Source organism: Lutispora sp. QWL-02 (genome assembly GCF_058315355.1).
Genome location: NZ_CM177762.1, coordinates 2,627,640 through 2,653,664, shown reverse-complemented (window position 1 = coordinate 2,653,664; position 26,025 = coordinate 2,627,640). Strand labels below are relative to the sequence as shown.

Annotated in this window: 24 protein-coding genes; 2 read left to right on the top strand and 22 right to left on the bottom strand. The window is 37.3% G+C overall.

The window, feature by feature from the left end:
- Positions 1 to 47: 47 nt before the first annotated feature.
- The 4 genes from typA to AC4HCY_RS12375 form a co-directional block, all read right to left on the bottom strand.
- Positions 48 to 1,868: a translational GTPase TypA gene (gene typA / locus AC4HCY_RS12390; RefSeq protein WP_491094354.1), complete on the bottom strand. Its 1,821-nt coding sequence runs from the start codon at positions 1,866 to 1,868 to the stop codon at positions 48 to 50.
- Between the two features lie 97 nt (positions 1,869 to 1,965).
- Positions 1,966 to 2,889 carry a diacylglycerol/lipid kinase family protein gene (locus AC4HCY_RS12385; RefSeq protein ID WP_491094353.1) on the bottom strand — a complete coding sequence of 308 codons (924 nt, stop codon included), beginning with the start codon at positions 2,887 to 2,889 and terminating at the stop codon, positions 1,966 to 1,968.
- Between the two features lie 173 nt (positions 2,890 to 3,062).
- Positions 3,063 to 4,730, bottom strand: coding sequence for a ribonuclease J (locus tag AC4HCY_RS12380; protein WP_323431751.1), 1,668 nt, complete (start codon positions 4,728 to 4,730; stop codon positions 3,063 to 3,065).
- A 196-nt stretch (positions 4,731 to 4,926) separates the two neighbouring features.
- Positions 4,927 to 5,370 (bottom strand): Fur family transcriptional regulator, encoded by a 444-nt coding sequence (locus AC4HCY_RS12375; RefSeq protein ID WP_323431750.1) that lies wholly within the window; start codon positions 5,368 to 5,370, stop codon positions 4,927 to 4,929.
- A gap of 162 nt (positions 5,371 to 5,532) precedes the next feature.
- Here AC4HCY_RS12375 and AC4HCY_RS12370 point away from each other — a divergent pair, with 162 nt between their 5' ends.
- Positions 5,533 to 6,723 carry a pyridoxal phosphate-dependent aminotransferase gene (locus AC4HCY_RS12370; protein WP_323431766.1) on the top strand — a complete coding sequence of 397 codons (1,191 nt, stop codon included), beginning with the start codon at positions 5,533 to 5,535 and terminating at the stop codon, positions 6,721 to 6,723.
- 31 nt (positions 6,724 to 6,754) lie between these two features.
- Here the strand turns inward: AC4HCY_RS12370 and AC4HCY_RS12365 are convergent, their stop codons facing one another.
- The 13 genes from AC4HCY_RS12365 to AC4HCY_RS12305 all read right to left on the bottom strand — a co-directional run bounded on the left by AC4HCY_RS12365 (position 6,755) and on the right by AC4HCY_RS12305 (position 18,100).
- Complete coding sequence (locus AC4HCY_RS12365) at positions 6,755 to 7,036, bottom strand: DUF1292 domain-containing protein (protein ID WP_255227304.1); 282 nt, start codon at positions 7,034 to 7,036, stop codon at positions 6,755 to 6,757.
- A gap of 87 nt (positions 7,037 to 7,123) precedes the next feature.
- Positions 7,124 to 7,552: a Holliday junction resolvase RuvX gene (gene ruvX, locus AC4HCY_RS12360; protein ID WP_442916672.1), complete on the bottom strand. Its 429-nt coding sequence runs from the start codon at positions 7,550 to 7,552 to the stop codon at positions 7,124 to 7,126.
- Between the two features lie 7 nt (positions 7,553 to 7,559).
- Positions 7,560 to 8,507, bottom strand: a complete 948-nt coding sequence (locus AC4HCY_RS12355) for an aldo/keto reductase (protein WP_491094352.1) — start codon at positions 8,505 to 8,507, stop codon at positions 7,560 to 7,562.
- Positions 8,508 to 8,606: 99 nt separating this feature from the next.
- Positions 8,607 to 8,864, bottom strand: coding sequence for an IreB family regulatory phosphoprotein (locus tag AC4HCY_RS12350; protein ID WP_323431747.1), 258 nt, complete (start codon positions 8,862 to 8,864; stop codon positions 8,607 to 8,609).
- Between the two features lie 67 nt (positions 8,865 to 8,931).
- A complete protein-coding gene (gene alaS, locus AC4HCY_RS12345) occupies positions 8,932 to 11,565 on the bottom strand; it encodes an alanine--tRNA ligase (RefSeq protein ID WP_491094351.1) in 2,634 nt (877 codons plus the stop codon).
- A 251-nt stretch (positions 11,566 to 11,816) separates the two neighbouring features.
- The gene (locus tag AC4HCY_RS12340) at positions 11,817 to 12,863 is read right to left on the bottom strand and encodes an AI-2E family transporter (protein WP_323431745.1); all 1,047 of its coding nucleotides are present in this window, start codon (positions 12,861 to 12,863) and stop codon (positions 11,817 to 11,819) included.
- A gap of 22 nt (positions 12,864 to 12,885) precedes the next feature.
- Complete coding sequence (locus AC4HCY_RS12335) at positions 12,886 to 13,416, bottom strand: PRC-barrel domain-containing protein (RefSeq protein WP_323431744.1); 531 nt, start codon at positions 13,414 to 13,416, stop codon at positions 12,886 to 12,888.
- A 119-nt stretch (positions 13,417 to 13,535) separates the two neighbouring features.
- Positions 13,536 to 13,736, bottom strand: a complete 201-nt coding sequence (locus AC4HCY_RS12330; RefSeq protein WP_323431743.1) for a rubrerythrin — start codon at positions 13,734 to 13,736, stop codon at positions 13,536 to 13,538.
- A 75-nt stretch (positions 13,737 to 13,811) separates the two neighbouring features.
- Entirely contained in the window at positions 13,812 to 14,891 is a 1,080-nt protein-coding gene (gene mnmA, locus AC4HCY_RS12325; protein ID WP_323431742.1) for a tRNA 2-thiouridine(34) synthase MnmA, read from the bottom strand.
- A gap of 30 nt (positions 14,892 to 14,921) precedes the next feature.
- On the bottom strand, positions 14,922 to 15,293 hold the full coding sequence (gene nifU / locus AC4HCY_RS12320; RefSeq protein WP_491094350.1) for a Fe-S cluster assembly scaffold protein NifU: 372 nt from the start codon (positions 15,291 to 15,293) through the stop codon (positions 14,922 to 14,924).
- Positions 15,294 to 15,295: 2 nt separating this feature from the next.
- The gene (gene nifS, locus AC4HCY_RS12315; RefSeq protein ID WP_323433460.1) at positions 15,296 to 16,480 is read right to left on the bottom strand and encodes a cysteine desulfurase NifS; all 1,185 of its coding nucleotides are present in this window, start codon (positions 16,478 to 16,480) and stop codon (positions 15,296 to 15,298) included.
- A complete protein-coding gene (locus AC4HCY_RS12310) occupies positions 16,467 to 16,922 on the bottom strand; it encodes an RrF2 family transcriptional regulator (RefSeq protein ID WP_323433461.1) in 456 nt (151 codons plus the stop codon). Before AC4HCY_RS12310 ends, nifS begins: the two co-directional genes overlap by 14 nt.
- 458 nt (positions 16,923 to 17,380) lie before the next feature.
- A complete protein-coding gene (locus AC4HCY_RS12305) occupies positions 17,381 to 18,100 on the bottom strand; it encodes a hypothetical protein (protein ID WP_323433462.1) in 720 nt (239 codons plus the stop codon).
- 152 nt (positions 18,101 to 18,252) lie between these two features.
- On the opposite strand from AC4HCY_RS12305, the gene AC4HCY_RS12300 reads away from it, so the two are divergent.
- Positions 18,253 to 19,671 (top strand): hypothetical protein, encoded by a 1,419-nt coding sequence (locus AC4HCY_RS12300; protein WP_491094349.1) that lies wholly within the window; start codon positions 18,253 to 18,255, stop codon positions 19,669 to 19,671.
- A 10-nt stretch (positions 19,672 to 19,681) separates the two neighbouring features.
- Here the strand turns inward: AC4HCY_RS12300 and AC4HCY_RS12295 are convergent, their stop codons facing one another.
- The 5 genes from AC4HCY_RS12295 to AC4HCY_RS12275 all read right to left on the bottom strand — a co-directional run bounded on the left by AC4HCY_RS12295 (position 19,682) and on the right by AC4HCY_RS12275 (position 26,023).
- Entirely contained in the window at positions 19,682 to 21,001 is a 1,320-nt protein-coding gene (locus tag AC4HCY_RS12295) for a replication-associated recombination protein A (RefSeq protein ID WP_442916746.1), read from the bottom strand.
- A gap of 68 nt (positions 21,002 to 21,069) precedes the next feature.
- A complete protein-coding gene (locus tag AC4HCY_RS12290) occupies positions 21,070 to 21,615 on the bottom strand; it encodes a LemA family protein (protein WP_323433465.1) in 546 nt (181 codons plus the stop codon).
- Between the two features lie 23 nt (positions 21,616 to 21,638).
- Positions 21,639 to 23,474 (bottom strand): DUF2207 domain-containing protein, encoded by a 1,836-nt coding sequence (locus AC4HCY_RS12285; RefSeq protein ID WP_323433466.1) that lies wholly within the window; start codon positions 23,472 to 23,474, stop codon positions 21,639 to 21,641.
- Positions 23,475 to 23,586: 112 nt separating this feature from the next.
- Complete coding sequence (gene orr, locus AC4HCY_RS12280) at positions 23,587 to 24,648, bottom strand: ornithine racemase Orr (RefSeq protein WP_323433467.1); 1,062 nt, start codon at positions 24,646 to 24,648, stop codon at positions 23,587 to 23,589.
- 19 nt (positions 24,649 to 24,667) lie between these two features.
- Positions 24,668 to 26,023, bottom strand: coding sequence for a GlmL-related ornithine degradation protein (locus tag AC4HCY_RS12275; protein ID WP_491094348.1), 1,356 nt, complete (start codon positions 26,021 to 26,023; stop codon positions 24,668 to 24,670).
- Positions 26,024 to 26,025 lie beyond the last annotated feature (2 nt).

The window sequence follows — 26,025 nt, the reverse complement described above, 5'->3', positions numbered from 1 at the left end:
CATAATTCTTTTTCATTATATAACGCGCTACATTTTTTGACAAGACTCTAACTCTTTCTCATTTTTGCCCTCAGGCTTCCATCCAATACTTTTTTTCTAAGCCTGATTGATTTTGGCGTTATTTCTACCAATTCGTCTCCCGCAATGAACTCCAGGCATTCCTCAAGGCTCATTTCTATATGAGGGCTTAGCTTTAATGCTTCATCAGAGCCTGATGCCCTCATATTGCTGACATGTTTTTTCTTGCATACATTTACATCCAGATCATCACTTTTTGCACTTTCTCCGACTATCATGCCTTCATATACTTCAACGCCTGCTCCTACAAAAAGCTCTCCTCTGTCTTGAACATTATAGAGTCCATAGGTTGTGGTTTCTCCTGCTTCAAAGGCTACAAGGGCTCCCCTGTTTCTTTCAGGCACTTCTCCTTTATGAGGTTCGAAGCCCATGAAAAGATGGTGCATTATACCGTTGCCTTTTGTGTCGGTTAAGAACTGGGATCTATAACCTATAAGGCCTCTTGTGGGTATTTTAAACTCAACCTTCAAATAGCTGTCGTTTGTAGTATGCATATTCAGCATTTCTGCTCTTCTTGCGCCCAGCTTTTCCATTACTACACCCAAATAATCCTGTGGTACTTCTACAAATAAATTCTCTATGGGTTCGCAAATTTCTCCATTTATCTCCTTCAATATTACGGTAGGCTTGGATACCTGAAATTCATAGCCTTCTCTTCTCATTGTCTCTATCAAAATTGAAAGGTGGAGCTCTCCTCTTCCATAGACTTCAAAAGCATCCGGCGAGTCTGTTTCCAACACTCTTAAAGCCACATTGGTTTCAAGCTCCTTCATAAGCCTTGCCCTTAAATGCCTTGAAGTAACATAATCTCCTTCTCTTCCTGCAAAGGGGCTGTTGTTCACCATGAAGGTCATGGATATAGTAGGCTCCTCAACTTCTATTAATGGAAGCGGATCAGGATTTTGGACATCGCATAATGTCTCTCCTATATTAATATCATCTATTCCCGGAATGGCTATTATGTCTCCGATAGATGCTTCGCTGATTTCTATCCTTTTCAATCCGATAAAGCCGTAAAATCTTCCTATTTTCACGTTTTGGAGGCTTCCGTCTCTCTTGCACAAAACAGCACTCTGGCCGTATCTTATGCTGCCCCTAAAAATCTTTCCCACTGCAACTCTGCCGATATATTCATCATATTCAATGGTAGTTATGAGAAATTGCAATGGTCCGTCTAAACTGCCGGATGGTGGTTCAACCTTGTTTATTATAGTTTCAAATAATGGCGTCAGATCCTTCCCCTCATCATCCATATTGTATTTAGCAAATCCGGCTTTTGCAGAAGCATAGATGATAGGAAAATCAAGCTGGTCATCATCGGCTCCTAAATCAATAAACAAATCTATTATTTCATCAATAACCTCAGGTATTCTTGAATCCGGCCTATCGATCTTATTTATTACAACAATGGGCTTTAGAGCTAAAGCCAATGCCTTTTTCAGCACAAACCTGGTTTGGGGCATCGGGCCTTCGGATGCATCTACTATCAGAAGAACGCTGTCAACCATCTTTAGAACCCTCTCGACTTCACCCCCGAAATCTGCGTGTCCAGGGGTATCTACCACATTTATTTTAATGCCCTTATAATTAATGGCAGTATTTTTTGCCAGTATGGTTATACCTCTCTCCCTCTCCAGATCATTTGAATCCATTACCCTCTCCGCAACATTTTCATTGCTTCTAAAGGTGCCGCTTTGCCGCAACAGTCCGTCAACCAAAGTTGTCTTTCCATGGTCAACATGGGCAATTATGGCTATATTCCTTATGTCCTCTCTTACAAAATTATTCATGGTACACTTCCTTTATATTACGAATTGTTTCAACAATAAAACATTATACATTTACAGCTTAATAATTACAATATTAGCATCATTCTTTGATATTTATTCATGCCCCGACAAGCACTTTTAATTTTTTAGGCAGAATGCGAAATTCTGCTTCTATTATTCCCGGCTGTTCACCGTCTATCTCAATCAATGCCTTATGCTTTGAATTTACTTTTATATGCTTCCCTTTGTAATGCCTTACTTTGGGATGGCTCAAGTGTGTGCCGTTATATATTTTTGAGAAATTATATAAAAGTTGAAATTTATTTAGATTGCCAAGAATTATGATGTCGAAAAGTCCATCTGTCATATCCGCCATTGGAGCAATCTTCATTCCTCCGCCAAAATATTTTCCGTTTGCTATTATTACACTGTTTAGCTTTTCTTTTATATTCATCTCATCGATAGATATTTCAAAGCATTTATTCTTATATACTATTATCGTAGTCAGCGCGCCTAACATAAAGGATAAAAAACCTTTTAGCGCTTTTGAATTTCTGTTTACCCTGAATGTAGTTTCTCCACCTATGCCTACATCTGATACATTGAGAAAATATCTTTGACTTTTCTTTCCGCCATACTCTATGAAATCCACCGTGCCTACATCATATGCTTCGCTTTTCATATCCTTCAGAACCGCTATTATTGAGTCCACATCATTTTTTATGCCTATGGTTCTTATTGCATCACAGCCTGTCCCTCTTGAGAATATAGCTAAGGCTGCATTTTCATTGATCAGCCTTCCGCTTTCAAAGAAGCCATTGATGACCTCATTCATAGTCCCGTCTCCGCCTACAGATACTATAATCTCGCAGCCCCCTTTCAGGGCGTTTCGCGTCAACTCTACGGCATGCATCGGATATTCCGTGAGCACATAATCCAGGTCTATTCCGGAAGCTTTTATGGTTTTCTCCAAATTTGGCCATTGCCTGCCTGTAGATCCGTTTGCAGATACAGGATTTACTATAGCAAATATTTTCTTCATCAGATTACCCCCACAATTCTATTATATCCGAACTAAGAATTCTGTTAATGATGCATTAAGAAAAGCCTTGATATTTCAAGGCTGTTATAACCCTCTAATTCTAAGGAATTTTTCCGATTGTAGGAAAATTTTCTTATATCAGGACGTTCGGCGAGGCAGCATATGTTGCCTCGTTATATTTCCATTATGATAGGAAGAATCATCGGATTTCTCTTGGTTTTTTGATATATATATTCTTTAAGATTATCTTTAATATAGGTCTTTATTGTTCCCCATTCTGTTATCTTCTTTTCTTCGCATGATACCAGCGCTTCTTTGATCACAGACCTGGCCTGCTCCATCAAATCCTCAGATTCTCTCACATATACAAAGCCTCTTGATATTATATCAGGCCCTGCAACTACCAAGCCGGATTCTTTGCTCAATGTCACTACAACCACTATAAGGCCGTCTTGAGACAGATGCTTTCTGTCGCGAAGAACTATATTCCCCACATCCCCTACACCAAGGCCGTCTACCAGTACTCTTCCAGCCATTACTGTGCCGGTAATTTTGCCTGTATCTTTAGTAAATTCCATCACTGTGCCGTTATCAGCTATAAATATGTTCTCTTTAGCAACTCCCATCTTTTCTGCTATCTGGGCATGCTGAATGAGATGTCTGTATTCCCCATGTACAGGTACAAAAAACTTAGGCTTTATAAGTGCTTGAAGCAGCTTCAATTCTTCTTGGTATGCGTGCCCTGATACATGGACATCTGCCAGGGCTTCATAAATAACATCTGCACCTTTTTTAAACAATTGATTGATTACTCGGGAAACCAATTTCTCATTGCCAGGAATAGGAGTTGCAGATATTATTACAGTGTCACCGGGAACAATGTCAACCTTTCTATGATCCGATGAAGCCATCCTTGTCAATGCAGACATAGCTTCACCCTGGCTTCCTGTAGTGATTATAGTTATTCTATTAGCCGGATACTTATCTATATGATCAATATCTAAAAGAACATTTTCAGGAATATCCAAGTATCCTAATTCTGTAGCAACATTTATTACATTTACCATGCTTCTGCCCGATATTGCAACCTTTCTGCCCGATTGAATGGATGCATTGACCACCTGCTGTATTCGATGTATATTGGATGCGAATGTTGCCACAAGTATCCTTTGCTTAGCATTGCTGAACAGTTCGGTAAAGTTATGACCCACAGTACTCTCTGACATGGAATAGCCTTCTCTTTCAACATTGGTGCTGTCGGCCAACATTACCAATACGCCTTTCTTGCCCAATTCTGCAAAGCGGTGAAGATCTATCAGTTCTCCGTCTACGGGCTGATAATCTATTTTGAAATCACCTGTATGAACTATAGTGCCTACAGGAGTGTGTACTGCCAGCCCGACCGAATCTGCTATGCTGTGGTTTGTCTTGATAAACTCAACTTCCAAATCCCCAAGCTTTACTACATCCCTTGGCTTTATTATATTCATACTCACATCAGATAAAGTAGTGTGCTCTTTAAGCTTGTTCTCAACAAGACCTAAAGTGAGCTTTGTGCCGTACAAAGGAACGTTTATCTGACGCAGTACATATGGCAATGCGCCTATGTGGTCTTCATGTCCGTGCGTGAGCATTATACCTTTCACTTTATCTTTATTCTTTAATAAATAGCTTATATCGGGGATCACCAAATCTATTCCGAGCATCCCCTCATCGGGAAACATAAGGCCGCAGTCTATAACTATTATTGTATTCTTGTACTCTACAACAAGCATATTTTTCCCAATTTCCTGCAAGCCGCCCAATGGTATTAATTTTAGTTTTGCTTTCGTGTTAGCCAAAAAACATACTTCCTTTCTTTTATTCGCATTAATATTATTTGCTTATTATACTTTTTTATAAGGCATAAGAAAGCATAGATCTCCTTAGTCTAACTTAACCTTAAATGTATTTTCAAAGACTTAGCCCTCTGCTAAAATCTTTATTAAAGCCTTTTTGACCATCAATGAAAAAAGTATTGCAATAACTTACAATACTCTAATCCCTGCATTCACGGCAGTATCCGAAAAACTTTAAGTTATGATTGATTATTGAAAAGTCGTACTTGCTTTCTACCTCATGCTCAAGCTGCTCGAGCAGGTCTTCTTCCACTTCCACAACTTTTCCGCAATTGATGCATATCAGATGATGATGCTGATGATCTTCGTCATGGTATAATTCATATCTGCTTCTTCCGTCATCAAAATTATGCTTATATACCATCCCTGCTTCATCTAATATCTGCATAGTTCTATATACTGTTGCAAGCCCTATGTCAGGGCAATTATTTTTTACCATCTCATATATCTCTTCAGCACTCAGGTGCTTGCCTTCATTAGCGATAATTACATCCAAAATAGATTTTCTTTGAGGGGTAAACTTAAAACCTTTTTCTTTTATCTTTTTCCTAAGCATTTCATATTCATAGCCCAAAACCAACATCTTCCTTCACATCATATAGTTTTATTCTATTATCAATTGAAAATATTGTCAATGGTTAATAAGCTCTTAGGCATCTAAATAATTTCTAATATAGTTTGATTTTTTAGAAAGTTATGCTATCATCTAATTGTATACTATCATGATTTAGGAGGGATTTTATTGTTGAATCTTTCAAAAAGAGCCGATTTGATGCCTGCGTCACCAATAAGAAAACTGGTGCCTTTCGCTCAAGAAGCAAAAAAAAGAGGGGTTAAAGTTTACCATCTCAATATTGGGCAGCCTGATATCAAAACCCCTGAATTATTCTTCCAGGCTATTAAAAATTTTGATGCACCTGTATTAGAATATGCTCTATCCCAGGGAAATCTTGATCTAATTGATTCATTCAGGAAATATTATAAAAAATGGAATATTGATTTTGCACAAGATGAAATTATAATCACTAACGGCGGCAGTGAAGCTATAATAATGTCAATGATGGCCATTGGAGATCCAGGGGATGAAGTATTGGTTCCGGAGCCATTCTATGCAAACTACAATGGATTTGCCTGCGAAGCAGGTATGGAGGTTAAACCCATTACGACCAAGGCAGAGGAGGGCTTCCATCTTCCAAGCAAAGCCTATATAAAGAGCCTTATCAAGCCTAATACGAGAGCTATAATGATCTCAAATCCGGGTAACCCCACAGGAGCCGTTTATACTAAAGAAGAATTGGTTATGCTTGGTGAAATCGCCTTAGAGCATGACATTTTCTTAATCGGTGATGAGGTCTACAGGGAATTTATCTATGATGGCCTAAAATTCACAAGCTTAATGGATATAGCAGGGATCGAAGACAGAGTGATAATCTGCGATAGCATATCCAAAAGGTATAGTGCTTGCGGTGCAAGAATCGGCTGCGTATGTTCAAAAAATAAGAACTTCATGAAAACCATAATGAAGTTTGCCCAAGCCAGATTATGTGCTCCGACCATTGAAATGATAGGCGCAACAGCTTTAGTTGATACAGCAAAGGAATATTTTGCAGAAGTTAATCTTGAATACCAGAAGAGAAGAAACATAGTTTACGATGCATTAAAAAACATACCAGGAGTTGTATGTGAAAAGCCTATGGGTGCTTTCTATGTGGTAGCTAAGCTTCCGATAGATAATGCAGAAGATTTTGCTAAATGGATGCTTACTGATTTTAATGTTAACAATGCTACTACAATGGTTGCTCCTGCTGAAGGCTTCTATGCCACCCCAGGACTCGGAAAAGATGAAGTGAGATTAGCATATATTTTAAAGGAAGAAGACTTAAAAGTTGCAATGGATATTCTGGCTAAGGGTATTGAAGCTTACAATAAGAGATAAAGTTTAAGAAGTCGGGATTTCCCGACTTCTTTTAGTTTGACTCGTCTTTTATAAGTTCTTCATATGCTTTTATTACTTCGTTTAATTCATCCTCATCTTCTATACCAACGAGAATATCCTCTCCGTTTTCATCTTGTTCCATTCTAAGCACATATACTTCGTCTACTTCATCGGATTCGGGGTCAATATCTGCGTCTGAAGGCAGTAAAATAGCATACTCATTTTCATCCAACTCCAATGTGGCAATTACTTCAAACTCAGTTTCGTTGCCATCCTCATCATAAAGAACAATGAAGTCCATATCATCGCTCATTGTGTCACCTTCTTTCATAAACTTATTGTTATTCTATACTACAGTCTATTCTATGTCAACAGGAACAAAATATTGTCTTTCAAACATTCATGAGTTTTTTTGAGCATCCATATAACCTTGCAGTATAAATATTGCAGCAATTTTATCTATAACCTTTTTTCTGTTTTTTCTGCTGACATCGGCTTCAAGCAGGGTTCTTTGAGCTGCTGCAGTAGTAAGTCTTTCATCCCATAGTATTATTTCAATTCCCGGGAAAAAATCTTTAATTATCTCACCAAACTCTATAGACTTTCTGCATCTTTCTCCCATAGTATTATTCATGTTTTTTGGCAATCCTATTATAATTTTGCCGACATTTTTTCCCTCTATTATATCTTTCAGCTGTTTCATATCCTCATTGAGAGATTTTCGACGGATTGTGCAAATGCCATGAGCCATCCATCCTAATTCATCGCTTACTGCTACGCCTATGGTAGCGTCGCCAACATCCAATCCCATGAGTCGCATATCTATCACCTCGAGCCTATATTATCTTTATGCAGAATTCTTTGCAATATCTGCTGCAATAGCCGCATAGAATGCATTTTTCCGGATTTACTACAGCCCGTTTTCCATTTAAGCTTAATGCGCCTTGTTTGCATGCAGATACGCAGGAACCACATCCCTCACACCAAAAATCTATCAGCAATTTTCTCTCTTTTTTGCCTATAGATGCTCTAATATAGCCTGGGATAGTTTTCCCCTCAAAAAGCATAGTATTAAATATCACTTCTTCAACGCTCTGCATCCCTACCGCTACTGAATGTATATTTGGATTTTCCAGCACAAAACCGATGGATTCTTCTACCATATTAAGCAAATTACCGCCGCCCAAAGGCTTCATTGAATATATCCCTTTGCCCATAGAATTAGCTTTTGCGATGGCATCTTTCATATCTGATATACTGCCGTCAATAATCCCAAGGCCGGCTTTATTATAGATGGGATGTATTATTTGTATATCATCATATTTTAATGCAGCCCTCACCCCTGCGACATGATGAGTTGATATGCCCAACGCTCTTATATAACCTTTTTCTTTTGCCCTTAGCAGATATTCTATAGCTTCACTATGACCTCTCAATGTATGTTCACTTTCCTGTTCGTGAAGGGAAAAAATATCGATGTAATCCGTGTCTAATTCTCTCAATGCTTTTTTCAGGCTTTTTTCTCCGCCCTCGTAAGAATAAGCATAGGATTTGGTTGAAATAATAAACTTATCTCTTTTGCCTTTTATTGCTTGCTTTATATAAGAGTAATTTTCATATAATTCCGCTGTATCCAAAAAATTGACTCCACGGTCATAGGCTTCTTCTATAACCCTTACTCCGTCCGTCAGACTGAGATTTGATTGAAGAGAGCTTATTGTTAAGCTTCCAAAACATAGTTTAGATACTATAATGTCCGTATTGCCTAAATTTACATATTCCATACTTTCTCCACCTATTTCATAATCCATCCATCAACAAAAAGACTGGAAGAAGTCACGATGCTGCTCCTCCAGCCCATATTGAATACCATTGATTATGCCTTATTTATCTTTAACGTATGCCTTTACCAGCTCTTCTAAAAGCTCATCTCTTTCCATTTTCCTTATAAGACTTCTAGCATTATTGTGACTCGTTATATACGTGGGGTCTCCGGAAAGTATATATCCAACAATCTGATTTATTGGATTGTACCCTTTTTCAAGCAAAGCTTTATAAACACTTATAAGTATTTCAGAAGGCACATATTCTTTCTCTTTGTCTACTTTAAATTTCATCGTTTCTTCAATGTTAGAGTACATTATGACACCACCTTCCGTAATTTACTATCTTAATGATAATATAGTAACGAGCACATTTCAATGTTTTTTATTGTATTTGCTTTGCAATTATTACAGGCAGTGCATCCTTTATTTCGCCAATCTTGCCGTTATCCTTTATACCGCCTTGAGCCATATCAGGTCTGCCGCCGCCGCTGCCATTTCCTATTTTAGTTACTTCCTTTATTATATTTCCTGCATGTATACCCTTTGATACCGCAGCTTTTGATGCCATAGCCAAAATAGTTGTTTTATCGGTGCTTTTTGAATAGAGAATTACCAGTCCATTATCCAGCTTTTCCTTAATCTTATCTCCAAGAGCCCTCATGTCTTCAAGGCTGGATAAATGCGCATCAATCACAACATATCTTACATTTTTAACTTCATTTGCTTGGGCTAAATACTCATCTAAATCCGCTTCTGCAATTTTGCTCTTTAATGACTGTATTTCTTTTTCCATGCTTTTCGCATCTTTAATCATATGTTCTATTTTTCTCAGCAGATCATCTTCATTTGTTTTTAATTTTGAACATGCATTGATTATAAGGTTTTCTTTATCTAAAAGATACTCATATAAGACTTCTCCTGTAATCGCTTCAATCCTTCTTACGCCGGCAGCGATTCCTCCTTCACTTACTATTTTAAACATTCCTATTTGGCTTGTATTGTTCATGTGGGTTCCTCCGCATAGCTCTATGCTGTAATCCCCCATTTTCACAACCCTTACAATATTGCCATACTTCTCTCCAAACAGAGCCATGGCACCCATATTCTTGGCTTCTTCTATCGTTGTCTCGGTTATGGTTATTTCCATCCCCTTCCATATGTTGACGTTTACTTCTCTTTCCACCTTTTTAATCTCATCTTCAGTCATGGCCTTAAAATGAGAGAAATCAAACCTTAACCTATCCTTCTCCACTAGGGAGCCCGCTTGCTCTACATGGGATCCCAGTATGTTTCTAAGGGCTTTATGAAGTAAGTGTGTCACTGAATGATTTCTTGCTGTAGCCAATCTTTGCTTCTTATCTACCACAGCGATGCATTTGTCACCTACAGAAACCTCGCCTTCTAAAACTATACAACTGTGCGCATATCTCCCTCCGACTACTTTTTTACAGTCTACAACTTGGAGTTTGAAGCTTTCTCCTTCAATAAAACCGGAATCTGCTAATTGGCCTCCGCTCTCTGCATAAAAAGGTGTCTCAGGCAATATAACGCTTATATTATCTCCTTTTTTACTTTTATTAACTATGATATTATCTGCAATAATTGCTTTAATAATACTGTGAACTGTCAATTTATCATATCCTACAAAATCCGTTTTTACATCATTATCCAATTTAGAATATATATCTTCTTTCCAGCCTTCTGCTTCATTATCGCCTCTGGCTGTCCTGGCCCTCTCTCTTTGAAGCTCCATTTCATTGGCAAAGGAACGTTCGTCAACCTTCAGTCCCTGTTCTTCCAAAATGTCCTTTGTTAAGTCCAAAGGAAATCCGTAGGTGTCATAAAGCTTGAATGCAGCTTCCCCTGAAAGTGTGTCGCTGTCGCCCATAAGATCGATGTATTCCTGTAATTTTTCCAGTCCTTGCTCCAAGGTTTCCTCAAATCTCTCTTCTTCTATGTCAATTATATTTTCAATATATTCTTCTTTTTCTTTTAGCTCAGGATATGCATTATGATACAGCTCAATCACTTTTTTTGAAACCTTGCTCAGAAAGGCTCCTTTAAGCCCCAAAAGCTTGCCATGTCTTGCACCTCTTCTGAGAAGCCGCCTTAAAACGTATCCTCTGCCTTCATTGCTCGGCAGCACTCCATCAGAAATCATGAAAGTAACGCTTCTGATATGATCAGTTATAACCCTTATAGATACATCAGTCTTTTCATCCATTCCGTATTCTACTCCAGCCAAGCTGCATATATATTCCAATGTATATTTTATTGTATCTACTTCAAAAATATTATCGACTTCTTGCATGATAGCAGACATTCTTTCTAAGCCCATGCCTGTATCAATATTGGGGTTAGCTAATCTGTTATAATTGCCTTCCTCATCTTTATCGAACTGGGTAAAGACCAGATTCCAGAACTCAATATATCTGTCACAATCGCATCCGAATTTGCAGGTAGGTTTGCCGCAGCTATATCTTTCTCCACGATCAAAATAAATCTCAGAACAGGGTCCGCAAGGTCCTAATCCAATTTCCCAGAAATTATCCTCCTTACCCATTCTTACAATCTTTTCAGGTGCTACCCCTATTTTTTTGTTCCAGATTTCAAAGGCTTCATTGTCATCCTGGTAAATAGTAACCCAAAGCCTATCTTCCGGCAGCTCCAGCCATTTTGTACAAAACTCCCATGCCCAAGCAATCGCGTCTTCTTTAAAATAATCGCCAAAAGAAAAATTCCCCAGCATTTCGAAGAAAGTTCCATGCCGAGCCGTTTTCCCTACCCTCTCAATGTCAGGAGTTCTTATGCATTTTTGGCAGGTCGTAACTCTTTTATTGGGAGGTGTTTCCTGACCGGTAAAAAAGGGTTTTAATGGTGCCATACCTGAATTTATCAATAGAAGACTCTTATCCTTTTCAGGAATCAGAGATGCGCTTTTAAGCCTTAGGTGGGCTTTCGTTTCAAAAAAACTAAGAAATTTCTCTCTTATTTCATTTAAGCCTAGTTTTTCCATAGTTATCCTCCTCTTAAAGTAAATGTAGGTAATAAGAAAGGCTTCCTTGGGAAGCATTTTAACTATAAGGGGAGCCTTTCCTTAAATTCATACTTTTCTATGAATTATAAAAATCTTCATCCCTAATGGGATGAAGCCAATTCCACGGGACTTCATTATATTCCTTTTCAGCATAATATATAATTATTAATACCAAAAATTATATATTACTGTACAAATTTTGTCAACTTCCTGGTATTATATGCAGTTTCTTAAATAATATTTTTCAAAAAATGCCGCATGCACAGCTTTATTACTGCAGCAACGGGCACGGCTATTATTAAGCCTGTAACGCCGAAAATTTTACCGCCTACAAGCAAAGCCATGATCACATATATAGGATGTATACCAACGCTTTCGCCTATTACTTTAGGTGTTATAATGCCGCTTTCAATTTGCTGTACCAACAGGTAAGCTCCTGCTGCATATAGTGCTTTTGTCGGTGAATCTAAAAAAGCAAATACTATAGTTGGTATCATACCTATTATTGGGCCAAAATATGGTATGATGTTAGAGATGCTTGCAAATATTCCCAGAGTCAAAGAGTACTTGACCCTGATTAAAACCAATGCTATGGTTGTCAGCACTCCTACAACTGATGAAATAAATATCTGTCCTCTTATATATTTGCCGAAAACATTATCAATATCTTTAAATAGCTGAAGAACTTTATTCCTCTTTGATTTCGGCAATATTAGTATGAGCTGATTCTTAAAGTATTCAGAGTCCTTAAGCATGTAAAAAGTAAGTACAGGCACTATAATGAAATTGAATGCTTTTGAAAAAAAATTTATTATTGAATCAGCAGCATTTTGTAAAAAAGATAGAATCATATTCTGAACAAGCAGCATATTATCATCAATTATATCTTTAAGTCCTTGAGGCAAATCACTATTGATATATCCGTCCTGAAACTTTTTATACAGATTTTTGAGCTGCTGTGCGTATATAGGTATGCTTTCCACCAAAACAGAAATATCTTTAAATAGCTTTGGGATTATAAATAAGCCGAAGAATATAACTAATGATAAAAATATGGTATATACTAAAATAACACTATTAAGCCTTTTGAGGCCTTTCTTCTGAAAAAAATGCACTATCGGATTAAGAAGATAGGCAAGCAGTGCCGATATAAGAAATGGGCTAAGAATATTGGATAAAAATGCCCTATATTTATAAGCAAGCAATAAAATAATAAATACAATCAAATATTTGATCAACTTATATAAAACTTTTTTATTGTTTATATGATTTATCATATATATCAACCCATTAAATTTATTAGATAAGCTTATTCATATTAAGCAAGCCTCTGCCTTGTTCCTGCACTATATCGTTATAGAAAAGAATTACTGCGTTTGAATCAATCTTATAGCCGGACCCTGCCGCAATGAGTTTTCTGCCTGTGAAAATATCGTCTATATAGCCTTCGGAAAATTCAAAGCATGTAAATGATCCTGTCTCCATATCCAACAATGCATCTCTGATAATACCTATAAGCTCATTATCTCTATTTAAGACTATTTTATTTGAAAAGCCATGTTTATATGATAAACCAAAATATAAACTATTATTATAATCAAAGTCATGAGGCACATAACTGCTTTTGACATATAATCCATCTTTGTTTACAGATAATAAATCATTATATAAAATTAAGGAGAATTCTTTCTTGAGAGTTTTTTTTCTCCAGACAAAACCTAGTATTTTATTGCTATCTTTTTTTAATATGACATCATACACTAAAGAAAACATTTCTTTAGATTTATTGTTAAAAATAGGCTTTTCTAATATTTCACTGCATCTGATCAATGATAAAACCCCCAAATATTTTGCTTATCATTATCATTTGTAGCCGATAAAAAAAAATGATTGAAATATAATGTAAGAAAGGCTTCCATTGGAAGCCTCAGACTGTATAACGGTCTTTATTAATTTTGCTCATATTTATTATACATTTCCCGTAAACTGCTCGCCTGCATCCCTTGCTCTTCGGCAAATTTTTTGAAAACATCCGCGACTTTTTCGTCTTCTATTCTCTTAGAATACATTTCAAAATCACGAACCAGCTCCATAGTATTCATCCAGGCTCTCTGCAAGCAATCTCTTGTGTTCATTTTATCATCAGACATGAATACACCTCCAAAAGCTTTTTAACGCTATAAATAATATTTGCTTATTAAGGTTATTTTATACTTTTGGAGTTATTATTTCAGTATTACTCCTCCGCCTATCAAATAATCATCCTGATAAAATACCACAGCTTGACCTGGTGTTATAGCTCTTTGAGCTTCGTCAAAAATCAATTTTATACGGTTTTCTGTAATAGGTATAGCCCAAGCATCGCTTTCTTTTGCGCTGTATCTTATTTTTGCTTTGACTCTCATTGGGTTTTGAAGTTGATCAAAAGGAATGAAATTTGTGTTTATTGCTATAAGTTCATTTTTAAAAACTTCATTTTCTTCGCCCAGTATCACTTGGTTCTTCTCGGCTATAATATCTACAACAAACATTGGTTTTCCAAGAGCTATACCAAGCCCCTTCCTCTGGCCAACAGTGTAATGCACTATTCCTTTATGTGTTCCTAATATATTGCCTTTTATATCTAAGAATTTGCCCGGTTTAATATGCTGCCCTCGTTTTTGTTCCAGAAACTTCCCATAGTCATTATCTTCTACAAAGCAAATCTCTTGGCTGTCAGGTTTATCGGCCACTTCTAAGTCCAGCTCTGCAGCAATCCTTCTCGTTTCTTCTTTTGTATAACCGCCTAAAGGCATAAGGATGTGTTCCAGCTGATTTTGAAGCAGGTTGTATAGTACATAAGTTTGATCTTTTGCAGCCGTTGCTGATTTTTTTATCAAACATCTGCCCAGATTCTCATCATGCGTGATTCTTGCATAATGGCCTGTTGCCACATATTTAGCTTCTAAGGCTTCAGCTTTTTTTAACAATGCATCAAATTTCACATATTTATTGCAGGCTATACATGGGTTGGGAGTTCTTCCTTTGAAATACTCATCAATAAAATAATTAACTACTTTTTGCTCAAATATCTCAGTGAAATTCATTACATAGAAAGGGATGCCAAGCTTGCTGCATACCCGCCTGGCATCGTCTACAGCGGAAAGAGAACAGCAGTTGTCTCTTCCGCTGTCCTTTTCAAAATCATCATTATTTCTAAGCTTCATCGTTACTCCAACAACATCATAACCCTGTTCTTTCAAAAGGTAAGCAGCCACAGAGCTATCAACGCCGCCGCTCATCCCGATAATTACCCTTTCCTTCATCTATTGCACCTACTATATTGTTTTCTATCGCTATTTATTATTTCTCTTTTTATAATCCTCTATAGCAGCTTTAACTGCTTCTTCTGCCAACACAGAGCAATGTATCTTCTGAGGCGGCAAACCGTCCAAAGCCTCAACCACAGCCTTATTAGTGAGTTGGAGCGCTTCATCTATGGTTTTGCCTTTTATCATTTCTGTGGCTATGCTGCTTGTAGCAATAGCCGCGCCGCATCCAAAGGTTTTAAATTTGACGTCTTCAATAACATCGTCCTCTATTTTCAGGTATATCTTCATTATATCCCCGCATTTTGCATTGCCTACTTCTCCTATGCCGTCAGCATTATCTATTTCACCTACGTTTCTAGGTGTAGTAAAATGATCCATTACTTTTTCACTGTACATTATTATTTTCCTCCCTTTACTTTTTCATACAACGGAGACATGCTTCTGAGCCTCTGTACTATCTCAGGCAAAACTTCCAAAACATAATCTATATCCTCTTCCGTATTATCATCGCCTAAAGTCAGTCTTAGAGATCCATGGGCTATTTCATGAGGCAAGCCTATAGCTAGGAGCACATGAGACGGATCCAATGAACCGGATGTGCATGCAGAACCGCTTGAGCCTGCAATCCCCTTCATATCAAGATTCAGAAGCAAAGATTCTCCCTCAATGTATTGAAAGCAGAAATTTGCATTGTTGGACAGCCTCTTTTCCGGATGACCATTCAATCTTGTATAAGGTATTTTTTTCATAACCCCATCTATGAGCTTTTTTCTCATCTTTAGCAGTTCCTCATTATGGCTGTCAATATTCTCTGTTGCTAATTCTATCGCTTTACCGAGCCCTACAATTCCCGGCACATTCTCTGTTCCTGCACGTCTACCTCTTTCCTGTCCTCCGCCTAAAATCAGGTTCAATATCTTGGTCCCTTTTCTAATATATAGTGCTCCTATACCTTTAGGGCCATAAAATTTGTGGCCGGAAAGGGACAGCATATCAATATTATGAGCTTTTACATCTATTTTAACATTTCCAACTGCTTGAACTGCATCAGTGTGAAAATATATTTTTCTCTCCTTTGCAATCTTTCCAATCTCCTCTATGGGTTGTACGGTGCCTATTTCATTATTAGCATACATTATTGATATGAGAATAGTCTCATCAGTTATTGACGCTTTTAAATCTTCAAGGCTTACCATTCCGTAACTGTCCACTGGAAGATAGGTTACTTTATATCCTTCTTTTTCTAATTGCTCACAGGTATGCAAAACTGCATGATGCTCTATGGCAGTTGTTATTATATGATTGCCTTTATTTTTGTTGGCATATGCGACACCTTTCAATGCCCAATTATCTGCTTCAGTACCTCCGGCAGTAAAAAATATCTCTTCAGGCAAGGCGCCTAAGGCCTTGGCAACTCTCATTCTAGCTTGATCAACAAGTTTTTTGGCATCTCTTCCAAAGCTGTGAACACTGGAGGGGTTACCATAATTGGTTGTAAATACAGGCAGCATTTCTTCCAAAACTTCTTGCTTGGTCCCTGTTGTTGCTGAATGATCAAGATATATTCTTTTATTCATCTTCATTTCTCCTCTTTATATTTGTATTGTTATTAAGCCTATGATAGTCATCGACCATATCCTGAAGATTTATCGAGTCAATAACGTTGTTGATGCCCTCTGTAATCTTCTCATATAATAGTCTTGTAGCACAGTAATCTGCTTTGCTGCATTCAGGTTCACCTTCCAATACACATTCCGCGGGGGCCAGTGAACCTTCCAGAATTCTTATAATTTCTCCTACTTTTATTCCTGACGGCTCCTTAGCTAATTCATAACCCCCTTGGGCTCCTCGGGTACTGGTAACAAGACCGCTTTTTCTTAGAGGTGATATCAATTGTTCAAGGTATGTATCCGAAAGTGATTGTTTATTCGCTATATCTTTCAGAGGCATTGCACCTTTTCCATAGTTTAATGCTAATTCAAGCATCATTTTTAGACCATATCTGCCTCTAGTTGACAGTATCAAAACATCAACCTCCTTTTTGAATTCCTACTAATAAACTAGGATTTCTTATTTAAATTTATCACTTTCTCTAAAAGCTGTCAATTATTTTTTTACATATTATTTGTAATTTCCAATAATATATTAAGGCGCAGCCTAAGACCTATAGCCTTTAGCTGCGCCAATCTATATTAAATTGCCGATACAAATGTGTATCAGCAATACTTGATGTATAATAATCAATAAAAGGTTAGAAAGTTCTAACCTTTTATTGATTTGTTTAATCTTATAAGCAGTTTATCAATATTTATTCTTCTCATTTGAGCAGCCTGCTCAATCGTTAACCTTGACAATCCCCCTCAGCCGCATCCAAGTCTATCAATTTGATAAAATCTGAAGACTTTTCGAGATTTGGGATATTGTTTTATTATATCGGCTATAACTGAGTTTTTTGTGATCATATCTCTATGCATGGTATTCTATTAATCGCAATAGGGGTTTTCATCATTTATTTGAGGAGGATTAAAGTTTGGAATATCTACAAGCTCAAAAGTATCACAGAATTCTTCTTCTGAGCACTCATCAGTGATTTCACAGGTTCCAAATACAGGTATGCATAATTGAACCTCAGCATCAAATTTAATAGCAACAAAAATTCCTATATTTGTTATGAGGCTACCACCTGTAAACTCATTGTTTTCTTCATCTATAATCGCTTCGCTTAAGCATTGCAGTTCAAAGGCCTCTTGATCGACAAAATGAAGCAATCTATTGAATATCTCCTCTGTTGCTCCCGGATATATTCTTCTTACGCTGAAGTTAAAGCACAATTCTCCGTTTGGTCCTTTTGATAATGCTGTTCCGGCCGGCACGCATTTTACCCTGAGCCTGATAATATTTCCTTTGAGATCCTTAGCAAATACTTGGCAGCAGCACTTTCCCGAAAACCTGAGCCTTTTCTCCGAATTTGTGGAAGCATTCTTGATTTGAGGATTTATAATCGTACAATTTCTTAGTATTAATGTGGGTTCAATGCTTCCTTTAAAGTTCTCATGGCATTCATCGACTTCAAACTCAATGCCTTCCACACATTCTCTTAAAACGAATTCATCAAATACCTTCTTAACTTTTACACATTCTCTGAATACCGTGGTTTCCCCCATGGTTATTGAACCAGTGCATTCTACCTGAGGCAATGGCATATATGAACACCTTCCTTACATGATTATATCTTTCATAGTACATAATATGTAAAGTTATCTTTTTTGTGTAAAGAATTTGGTTTTAATAAACAACATAAAACTATAACCAAAGCCATATAATTTTGTAGGCTATTAAAAAAGGTGGTAGTAGGATGTTCAACGCTTATGCTTATAGAGTTATTTTAGAAGCTAAAGGGAATAAATTTTTAATTTACTACGATAACTCAGCAATATATTGCAAAGCATTAGATTTTGATGGAAATACAAAAGAAACCATATTAATAGACAGCGTATATGATAGCTTTTTCTGCGCTAAATCTCAGGAGGATGATATATATTTGCTGTGTCAGGGGCGAAACAAGACTTTCTTGCTTTTAACCTTCGACGGTGAAGGATGGAATATGGAAGAGCTATCTCTCCGCAAAGACTTTGGGAGCATTATTCCTATGGGACTATTCGCATTGACTGACGGTATACATATCATATACGCAAAGAAATTACCACTTGATTTCTATTATGACTTGTTTCAATTAAGAAGGACAAAGGATGGCTGGGAAAAAAACTTCATATCTGAGATATACATCAAAGCAATGGAATTTTCAATAGATGTTAAATCAACAGGCTTTGATATGCTTCATCTGGTATCAACATTATGCGATGGCGAAATCTCATCCTTAAATTATTGCAACTATAATGCAAAAAGCGGAAAATGGATTAAAACTCCTATAATCAATCTAAACCGCAATAACATATATATAAAGATGCTGATCTATGAAAATAACCTGAATTTGTTTTGCTATAGCTTGGATAATAATATGCTTAACTTATTTTATTTCACTAAGCAGTTGAGAAGAGAACCTATCTTTTTGCTCGTTGATATTATTAAGCTAAATGTTGTATCAAAAGATTCATACATGGTCATGGAGCTTAATGAAGATATATTAAAAATTTGCTATGCTGATAGTGAATATTATTATGAAAACAACTATAATGTATTTTTAAAACAATGGGAAAAGTATGATCAAATACCTTTAAACCAGCTTCCTAACTTATATATTGTCAAAGAAATAAAGGATAATTTGGATTTTGGCATAGATTATAGAGAGGCAATATGTTCAATAGATGATAAGCTTGAAGTTTTATATCCTTGCAATGAATCCATGATTATAGAAGAATACAAATCAAATGATAATATAGTTTCCTCTGGCAAAGCTTCTATGATACTGGATCAAATGGATCTGCTGACAGAAAAGGTAGAAATCTTGAATAGAAAAATAAATAAATTAGAAGAAAAAAATATTTATAAAGAAGCAATGCCTAGAAAAGAAAGAATGAATGAAGCTTCCCATAAATACAACACCCCCACTCTCAAGCAAAGCAACTTCAGAGAAAATTTTATGAAATCAAGCCCCACATCAATAAAGCTTAATCACTCTCCTTTGCTATCTGGGGTTGAATCTGAAAAGCCAATAATTATAGAGGAAAGCAAAGAAAAAAATGAGGTATCCGGCGAAGAATACCCCAATAAACCAAAAGGTTTTATAAAAGCACTCACTGAATGGTTCAAATGATCCATTGAGTCTATTTATTTTTTAAATTTGCAAGATGCTTCTTAATATCCTTTTCATAGCCATTATCTGAAGGGGAGTAATATGTAATACCCAATAAATCGTCAGGCATATACTGCTGCTCCACATAATTTTGTTCGAAATTATGCGGATATTTATATCCTATGCCATATCCATGCTTTTCTGCATCTTTAAAAGCAGCATTCCTTAGATGATATGGGACAAGCCCTGTATTCTTACTTTCAACATCTTCTAAAGCTCTATCAATGGCCAAATAGGATGCGTTGCTCTTTGGTGCGGTCGCTACATAAATTGCAGCTTGAGCCAATATTATCCTTCCCTCCGGCATGCCTATCATCTTTACTGCCTCTGCTGCATTCATTGCAACAGTAATTGCCATCGGGTCAGCATTTCCCACATCTTCTGATGCACAGATAATAATTCTCCTGGCAATAAACATGGGATCTTCGCCGGCATATATCATTTTAGCCAGGTAATGTATTGCCGCATCAGGATCGGAACCCCTCATGCTTTTAATAAAAGCAGATATGGTATCGTAATGATTATCGCCCGTTTTATCATAATTCAATGCTTTTTTTTGAATACATTCAGAAATTATATCCTTGTCAAGGACTATCTCATCCTGAGAATTTTTCTCAGTAGAAATTACGGCCAATTCTAAAGCATTTAGAGCCTGGCGGGCATCTCCGTTTGATAAAGCAGCCAGAAGCTTCAAAGCCTCATCGGTTATTGACGCATTAAAGGCTCCCAATCCTTTTTCCTTGTCCTTTAGACATCTAATGATGATTTTTCCTATCTCTTCTTCCGACAATGGATTAAGCTTAAAAACAATAGACCGCGATATTAAAGCATTATTTACTTCAAAATACGGATTTTCTGTAGTTGCACCTATTAATATCAAAGTCCCATCTTCAACGAAGGGCAAAAGGGCATCCTGCTGAGCTTTGTTAAAACGATGTATCTCATCAATAAATACTATTGTTTTTTGCCCGTTCAAGGCTCTTCGGCTTTTAGCTTCATCCACAGCTCTTTTTATCTCTTGAATCCCCGAAGACACAGCATTTATTTGCTCAAAATATGCTTTTGTAGTATTTGAAATTATCCTTGCCAGAGTAGTTTTGCCGCTTCCTGTCGGGCCCCATAATATTATTGAAGTGAGCTTATCTGCTTCTATTGCTCTATATAAAAGTTTTCCGGGGGATATTATATCTCGTTGCCCTACAAATTCATCCAAGGATTCAGGCCGCATTCGCACAGCCAAAGGACCTTCTTTCTTTAGGTCTTCCTTAAACTTGATATCGAACATACTTATTTGATCTTTTTTCATTAGAAATACCAACCTTTCGGACACGCAATAATAAGGGTCAATTACTGTTCTGCCTAAAACTTGACCTGTACATTATGTCTTTCAGTTTCATCTGCCTGAAAATAGGGTTCATCCTTAAAATTGAAGATATTTGCAATCAAGCTATTGGGAAATATTTGCTTAAAATTATTATATAGCATCGCAGTATCATTATAAAACTGTCTTGCATATCCTATTTTATCCTCTACATTGGCCAATTCAGCCTGGAGGTGAACAAAATTCTGGTTTGCCTTCAGGTCTGGATAGCTTTCAGCAAGTGCAAACAGCTTGCTCAAGGCGCCTCCTATCTGGTTGTTTGCATTCATGGCATCTTCCGGAGTTTGAGCATTGACATATGTATTCCTTGCCTTTATGACATTTTCTAAGGTTTCTTTTTCGTGGGAAGCGTAGCCCTTTACCGTTTCTACAAGATTTGGTATCAGATCAAATCTCCTCTTAAGCTGAACATCGATTTGAGACCAGGAATTTTTTACCCTGTTTCTTCTTGTTATAAGCCCATTATAGACAGACATGACTCCACCCAATATAACTGCTAAAATTATGAGTACAATCCATTTCATATTTATTCCTCCTTAAATATCTTTTAAAAGGCGCCTGTTCCGCCACCGCCGCCTCCGCCTCCACCACCTCCGGAGAACCCTCCGCCACCGCCGCCGGATGATGAGATCTGTGAGACAGCTTGCTTATATGTAGATTCCGTTGCTCTCGTAACCGTGCTTGTTACAGTATTCAGAGCGTCAAAATGATTGAATCCGCGGCCATAATATCCATAATACATATAGGTAAGTCCCTTGTTATCGAAATCTTCTTCTTTGAATATAACCTTTAGCTGTTTTATTACTTCCTTTGCCACTCCTAAAGATATTGCATAAACTAAATAGTGCTCCCAAAGTATTACCGATGGCAGCTCAGCTTTATCCAGCATGCTGAAATGGGTGAGAAACCTCTTGAACGCTTTCCACATTTGAAACTGAAGCACACCGTATTTGGATCTTCTTTTTACAGTTATTGAGTATATCATAAGCGTCAAAGAAGTTAATAATAAAGCCGCAAAGCCCGGTATATTTTTATGAGCTATTATCGTATATATTGCCAGAGCAAAGCCCAATAATGAAGCAATTATCCCCAGCGCCATACCTTGAACTGATGTTTTATCAAAGAAATTAAAAGCCTCTGCTTCTTGTTTGATATGCTCAAACCAAGCATCATAATCAGATTTGAAATTCTGGGCTCCGGTTTCACTCTTTGCATAGTTCTCGATATCAGCTAAGGATACCCTATTGCTGCTTCCTATATTATGGAATATCCAATCGATAAAAAAGGCCTCATGCTTTGAAAGTCCGGATGCATCTGTGCTTTCATTTAATATAAAAGCATAATTTATATCATCTGATTTGCTCAATATGCCCTTTTTCTTTGTTGCTTCCATGCTCAGGCTTATATATTTTCTTCTCACTAAATCCATGAGTGTAGCGGTTATATCTCGAGGATTTATTCTCCCAAAATTCCATAATACAGACATTACCGCGGGAGAATAATCAGCGGGCAGCTCCCTGTAATAAGTGCCTTCAAATGCAGTTTTATACTCTTTATCATACTTATAATATATATAAGCTATGAGCAAGATTTCAATAGCCGCATATAAAAATGTAAAGGAAATAAGCGCCCTGGCTATTTTCCTTTTTGAATTTGCTTCATCCGCCCATCTTTTTTCTTGGCTCATGATCTCATTCAATGCATTTTTATCTATAACATTGTGTGAGGCTTCTATCAATGATACCGGGAACAATATTCTTGCTTCAACAAAATTGTGAGGCATCAGCTCACCTAATGACAAGACTACATTTCGGCCACCTTTAATTTCAATGTTTCCGGACAAGGGCCCATGGGCAAATGCTTTTATATCTCTGCTGCTTGCGCCTTCAGGCAAGCTTAAATTTATCTTAAAGTCACTGATATATACCTCTGTATCTTCACCCGTGAACTTCCAATATAACTCTGCGGTATCGTTGTATTTCACCGCAACATTCAGTACCCTATATTTTATGATGAATTTTTTTATCTCGTCCTTTGATTTTGAATAAATCTTTATCCTTAAACCGTCAGATTCCTCTAAAATTTCATATGTATTGTTATTTTTTGTGTGCTTTTCTGTTATAGGGATCTGACCGTCATATCCGATCATTATTTCAATATTATCTATTCCGCTTGAACCTGATGTTACCAATTTCCTATAGACTCCATTAAACTCGCCTTTAAAGTCATATGTTATGGTCTCTTGAACATCCATTGATCCATCTGAATTAAGATGTGCTTCTGTATGAAATGCATCTATTGAATAACTCCTGTCGGCTTCCGCTATTGACGTGCCAAAACTTAGAACTAATACCACAATTAAAAACGAAACCAGTTTCTTCAAAATTTCACCCCCTTTAGCTTACATATCTATAATATATAACTATATCCATATTATTATCAATAGTTTTAAAAAAAATGGAGCGTATTTCATACACGCCCCATCAATCAATAAATTATTTTATTACTTTTTCCACGTATTCAGAGGTTGATGTCAGGAGCAGAGCTCCATAATCCAATGTGAATTCGACAATGTCGCCTATGGAATAGTCCCTGCAGCTGTCGGTTACGTCTATTATCATATGATCACTGCTGGCTCCTAAAATGATTATTGCATCATCTTTAGGACTAAGACCGTCAGGTCTTACATCCTGCCTGCCTGCAGCCAGTATGGCTCTTTTTCTTATTCCTCTGTCCACATAGGTAGGTTTATTTCCGAATGCATCCACACCTATTTCTCCTATAGGCACTGATTGCTTTTCCTTGAGCTCAATTATCTCAGCACAAAAAGTAAAGCAATCATAGAAGGTTCCTTTTATACTGTTTCCATGAGCTGTCTCATTGCCTAAAACAATGGATTCTCCGAGCCTCAGATTGTTAATCCTTTTAGGCATTGCCCCTTCTTCCAAAAGGTATAAACTGCTTGAGTTGCCCCCGGATATAATGGAAAGCTTTATGCCAAACCTTTGCTCTATGCGGTCAGCTATATCTGTCAGCTTTGATAAATTATCAGCCTTAGGGATTACAGCACCATAACAAGTCAGATTAGTTCCTATTCCGATAAGCCTTATGCCATTAAATTCCAAAATTCTGCCTGCATATTCCACAGCCCCATCTGCCCAGACTCCTTCTCTTAGATCACCAAGATCTACCATGAGTATGATATCATGAGTCTTTCCTTTCTTTATCGCAGCATTTGATAAAGCACTTATAACCTCATGCTCAGAGTTAAGGCTGATATCAGCATAATCTATTACCTCATCCACTTGGGACAGCATAGGTATTCTGAGCAGCATTTTAGGCAGATTGATATTTCTCATTTTCATTAAATTTTCTATTCTTGAATCCGCTAAATATGCTGCACCGCCTCTGGCCATTGCTTCAGCAGCTTCCGGGATTCCGCAAAAAACTTTTGTAACCGCCGAAACGCCGATTCCATAATGCGCGCATTTTTCAACCAAGAATCTCGTGTTGTTCTCTAATTTTGCTAAATCAATCTTTAAAGCAGGATAACGCATTTTTATCCTCCCTATTATATTATTTTATATTAAGACTATTTTTCATCAGCTTCAAAGCATCTTCAGGATATTTCTTAGACAATACTCCCAATGAAGCAAAAATATAGTGGTTGTCAATAAGTACCTGCGTATCACTGCCAGGATAAAGTTCAAGACCTCTGCCGTCATCTGCAGCAGATTTTAATATTTCTACTCTATTAGGCAGCCGGGTCAAAGCTCCGCCCGTTCCTATAATATATTTTATATTTGTCAAGTCTTTGCCTTCTGCAATGGTCTTTTTGCCTGTAGGTCCGTATATATATCTAAGAGTTCCTGCATGCCTTTCCAAGGCTGTCAATACTGCCTCTTTTGTAAGCCTTTCGATAAACCTTTTCTCTTCTTCTGTTTCAGGTATAGGTTTTGCATTTTCAATGAGCTCTTCTAGATTTGAAAATTCATCTTTTAATTCTTCCAAGCCTATTTTTTCTACTATATGATTAATATTTACAAATACTCCCAAATCCCCTTCCACAGTTCTCTTTGCATAGGGTTCGGGACTTATGAGCATTTTATTGATTTCTTCAGAGCCTTCCGTAACAGAATGAACATCAGTAGTGGCTCCGCCTACGTCAAATATTACCAGATCTCCCAACTCGTCTTTCAACAGCTTGGCTGCTTCCATAACAGCTCCCGGAGTTGGAATAATAGGCCCGGTAACCATTTCTCGTACAGTACTCATACCCGGAGCATGAATTATATGCTCTTCAAACACATCCTGGATCACTTTTCTCGTAGGCTCAACATTCAATATATCAACCTTGGGATATACATTATCTACCAAATATAGCTTAACCCCCGCATCCTCGCATATCTCCGCAGCTTCTTCCTGGTTTTCTACATTGCCTGCATATATGATCGGTATATCCAAGCCCAAAGAAACTAGTTGCTCCATATTGTACAAAGCTGTCTCTCTTTCTCCGTAATCAACGCCACCGGCTATAAGTATTATATTGGGGTTTATATCCTTTACTTTTTTGAGATCCGTTCTTCTCAGTTTGCCTGAAGTGACCATTTTGATAATGCCTCCGGCTCCCAGAGCAGCTTCCTTTGCAGCTCTGACAGTCATGTCATAGACGAGCCCATGCACAGTCATCCTTAAGCCGCCTGCAGCACTGCTGGTTGCAAGCATTTCATCATAGATTATATCATGTGCCTTCAAATTATATTTCAAATCATCTATGGCGCCTTTTAATCCGACGGTAACATCCCCTGCCAGTACAGAGGTAGGGGCTTGCCCCTGCCCTAAAAACTCAGGACAGGGGGATCCTATGCCTCTAAAGGCGTTTATTACAGTTGTAGTACTTCCAATTTCAGCAACTAAAACATCGATTTCCATCC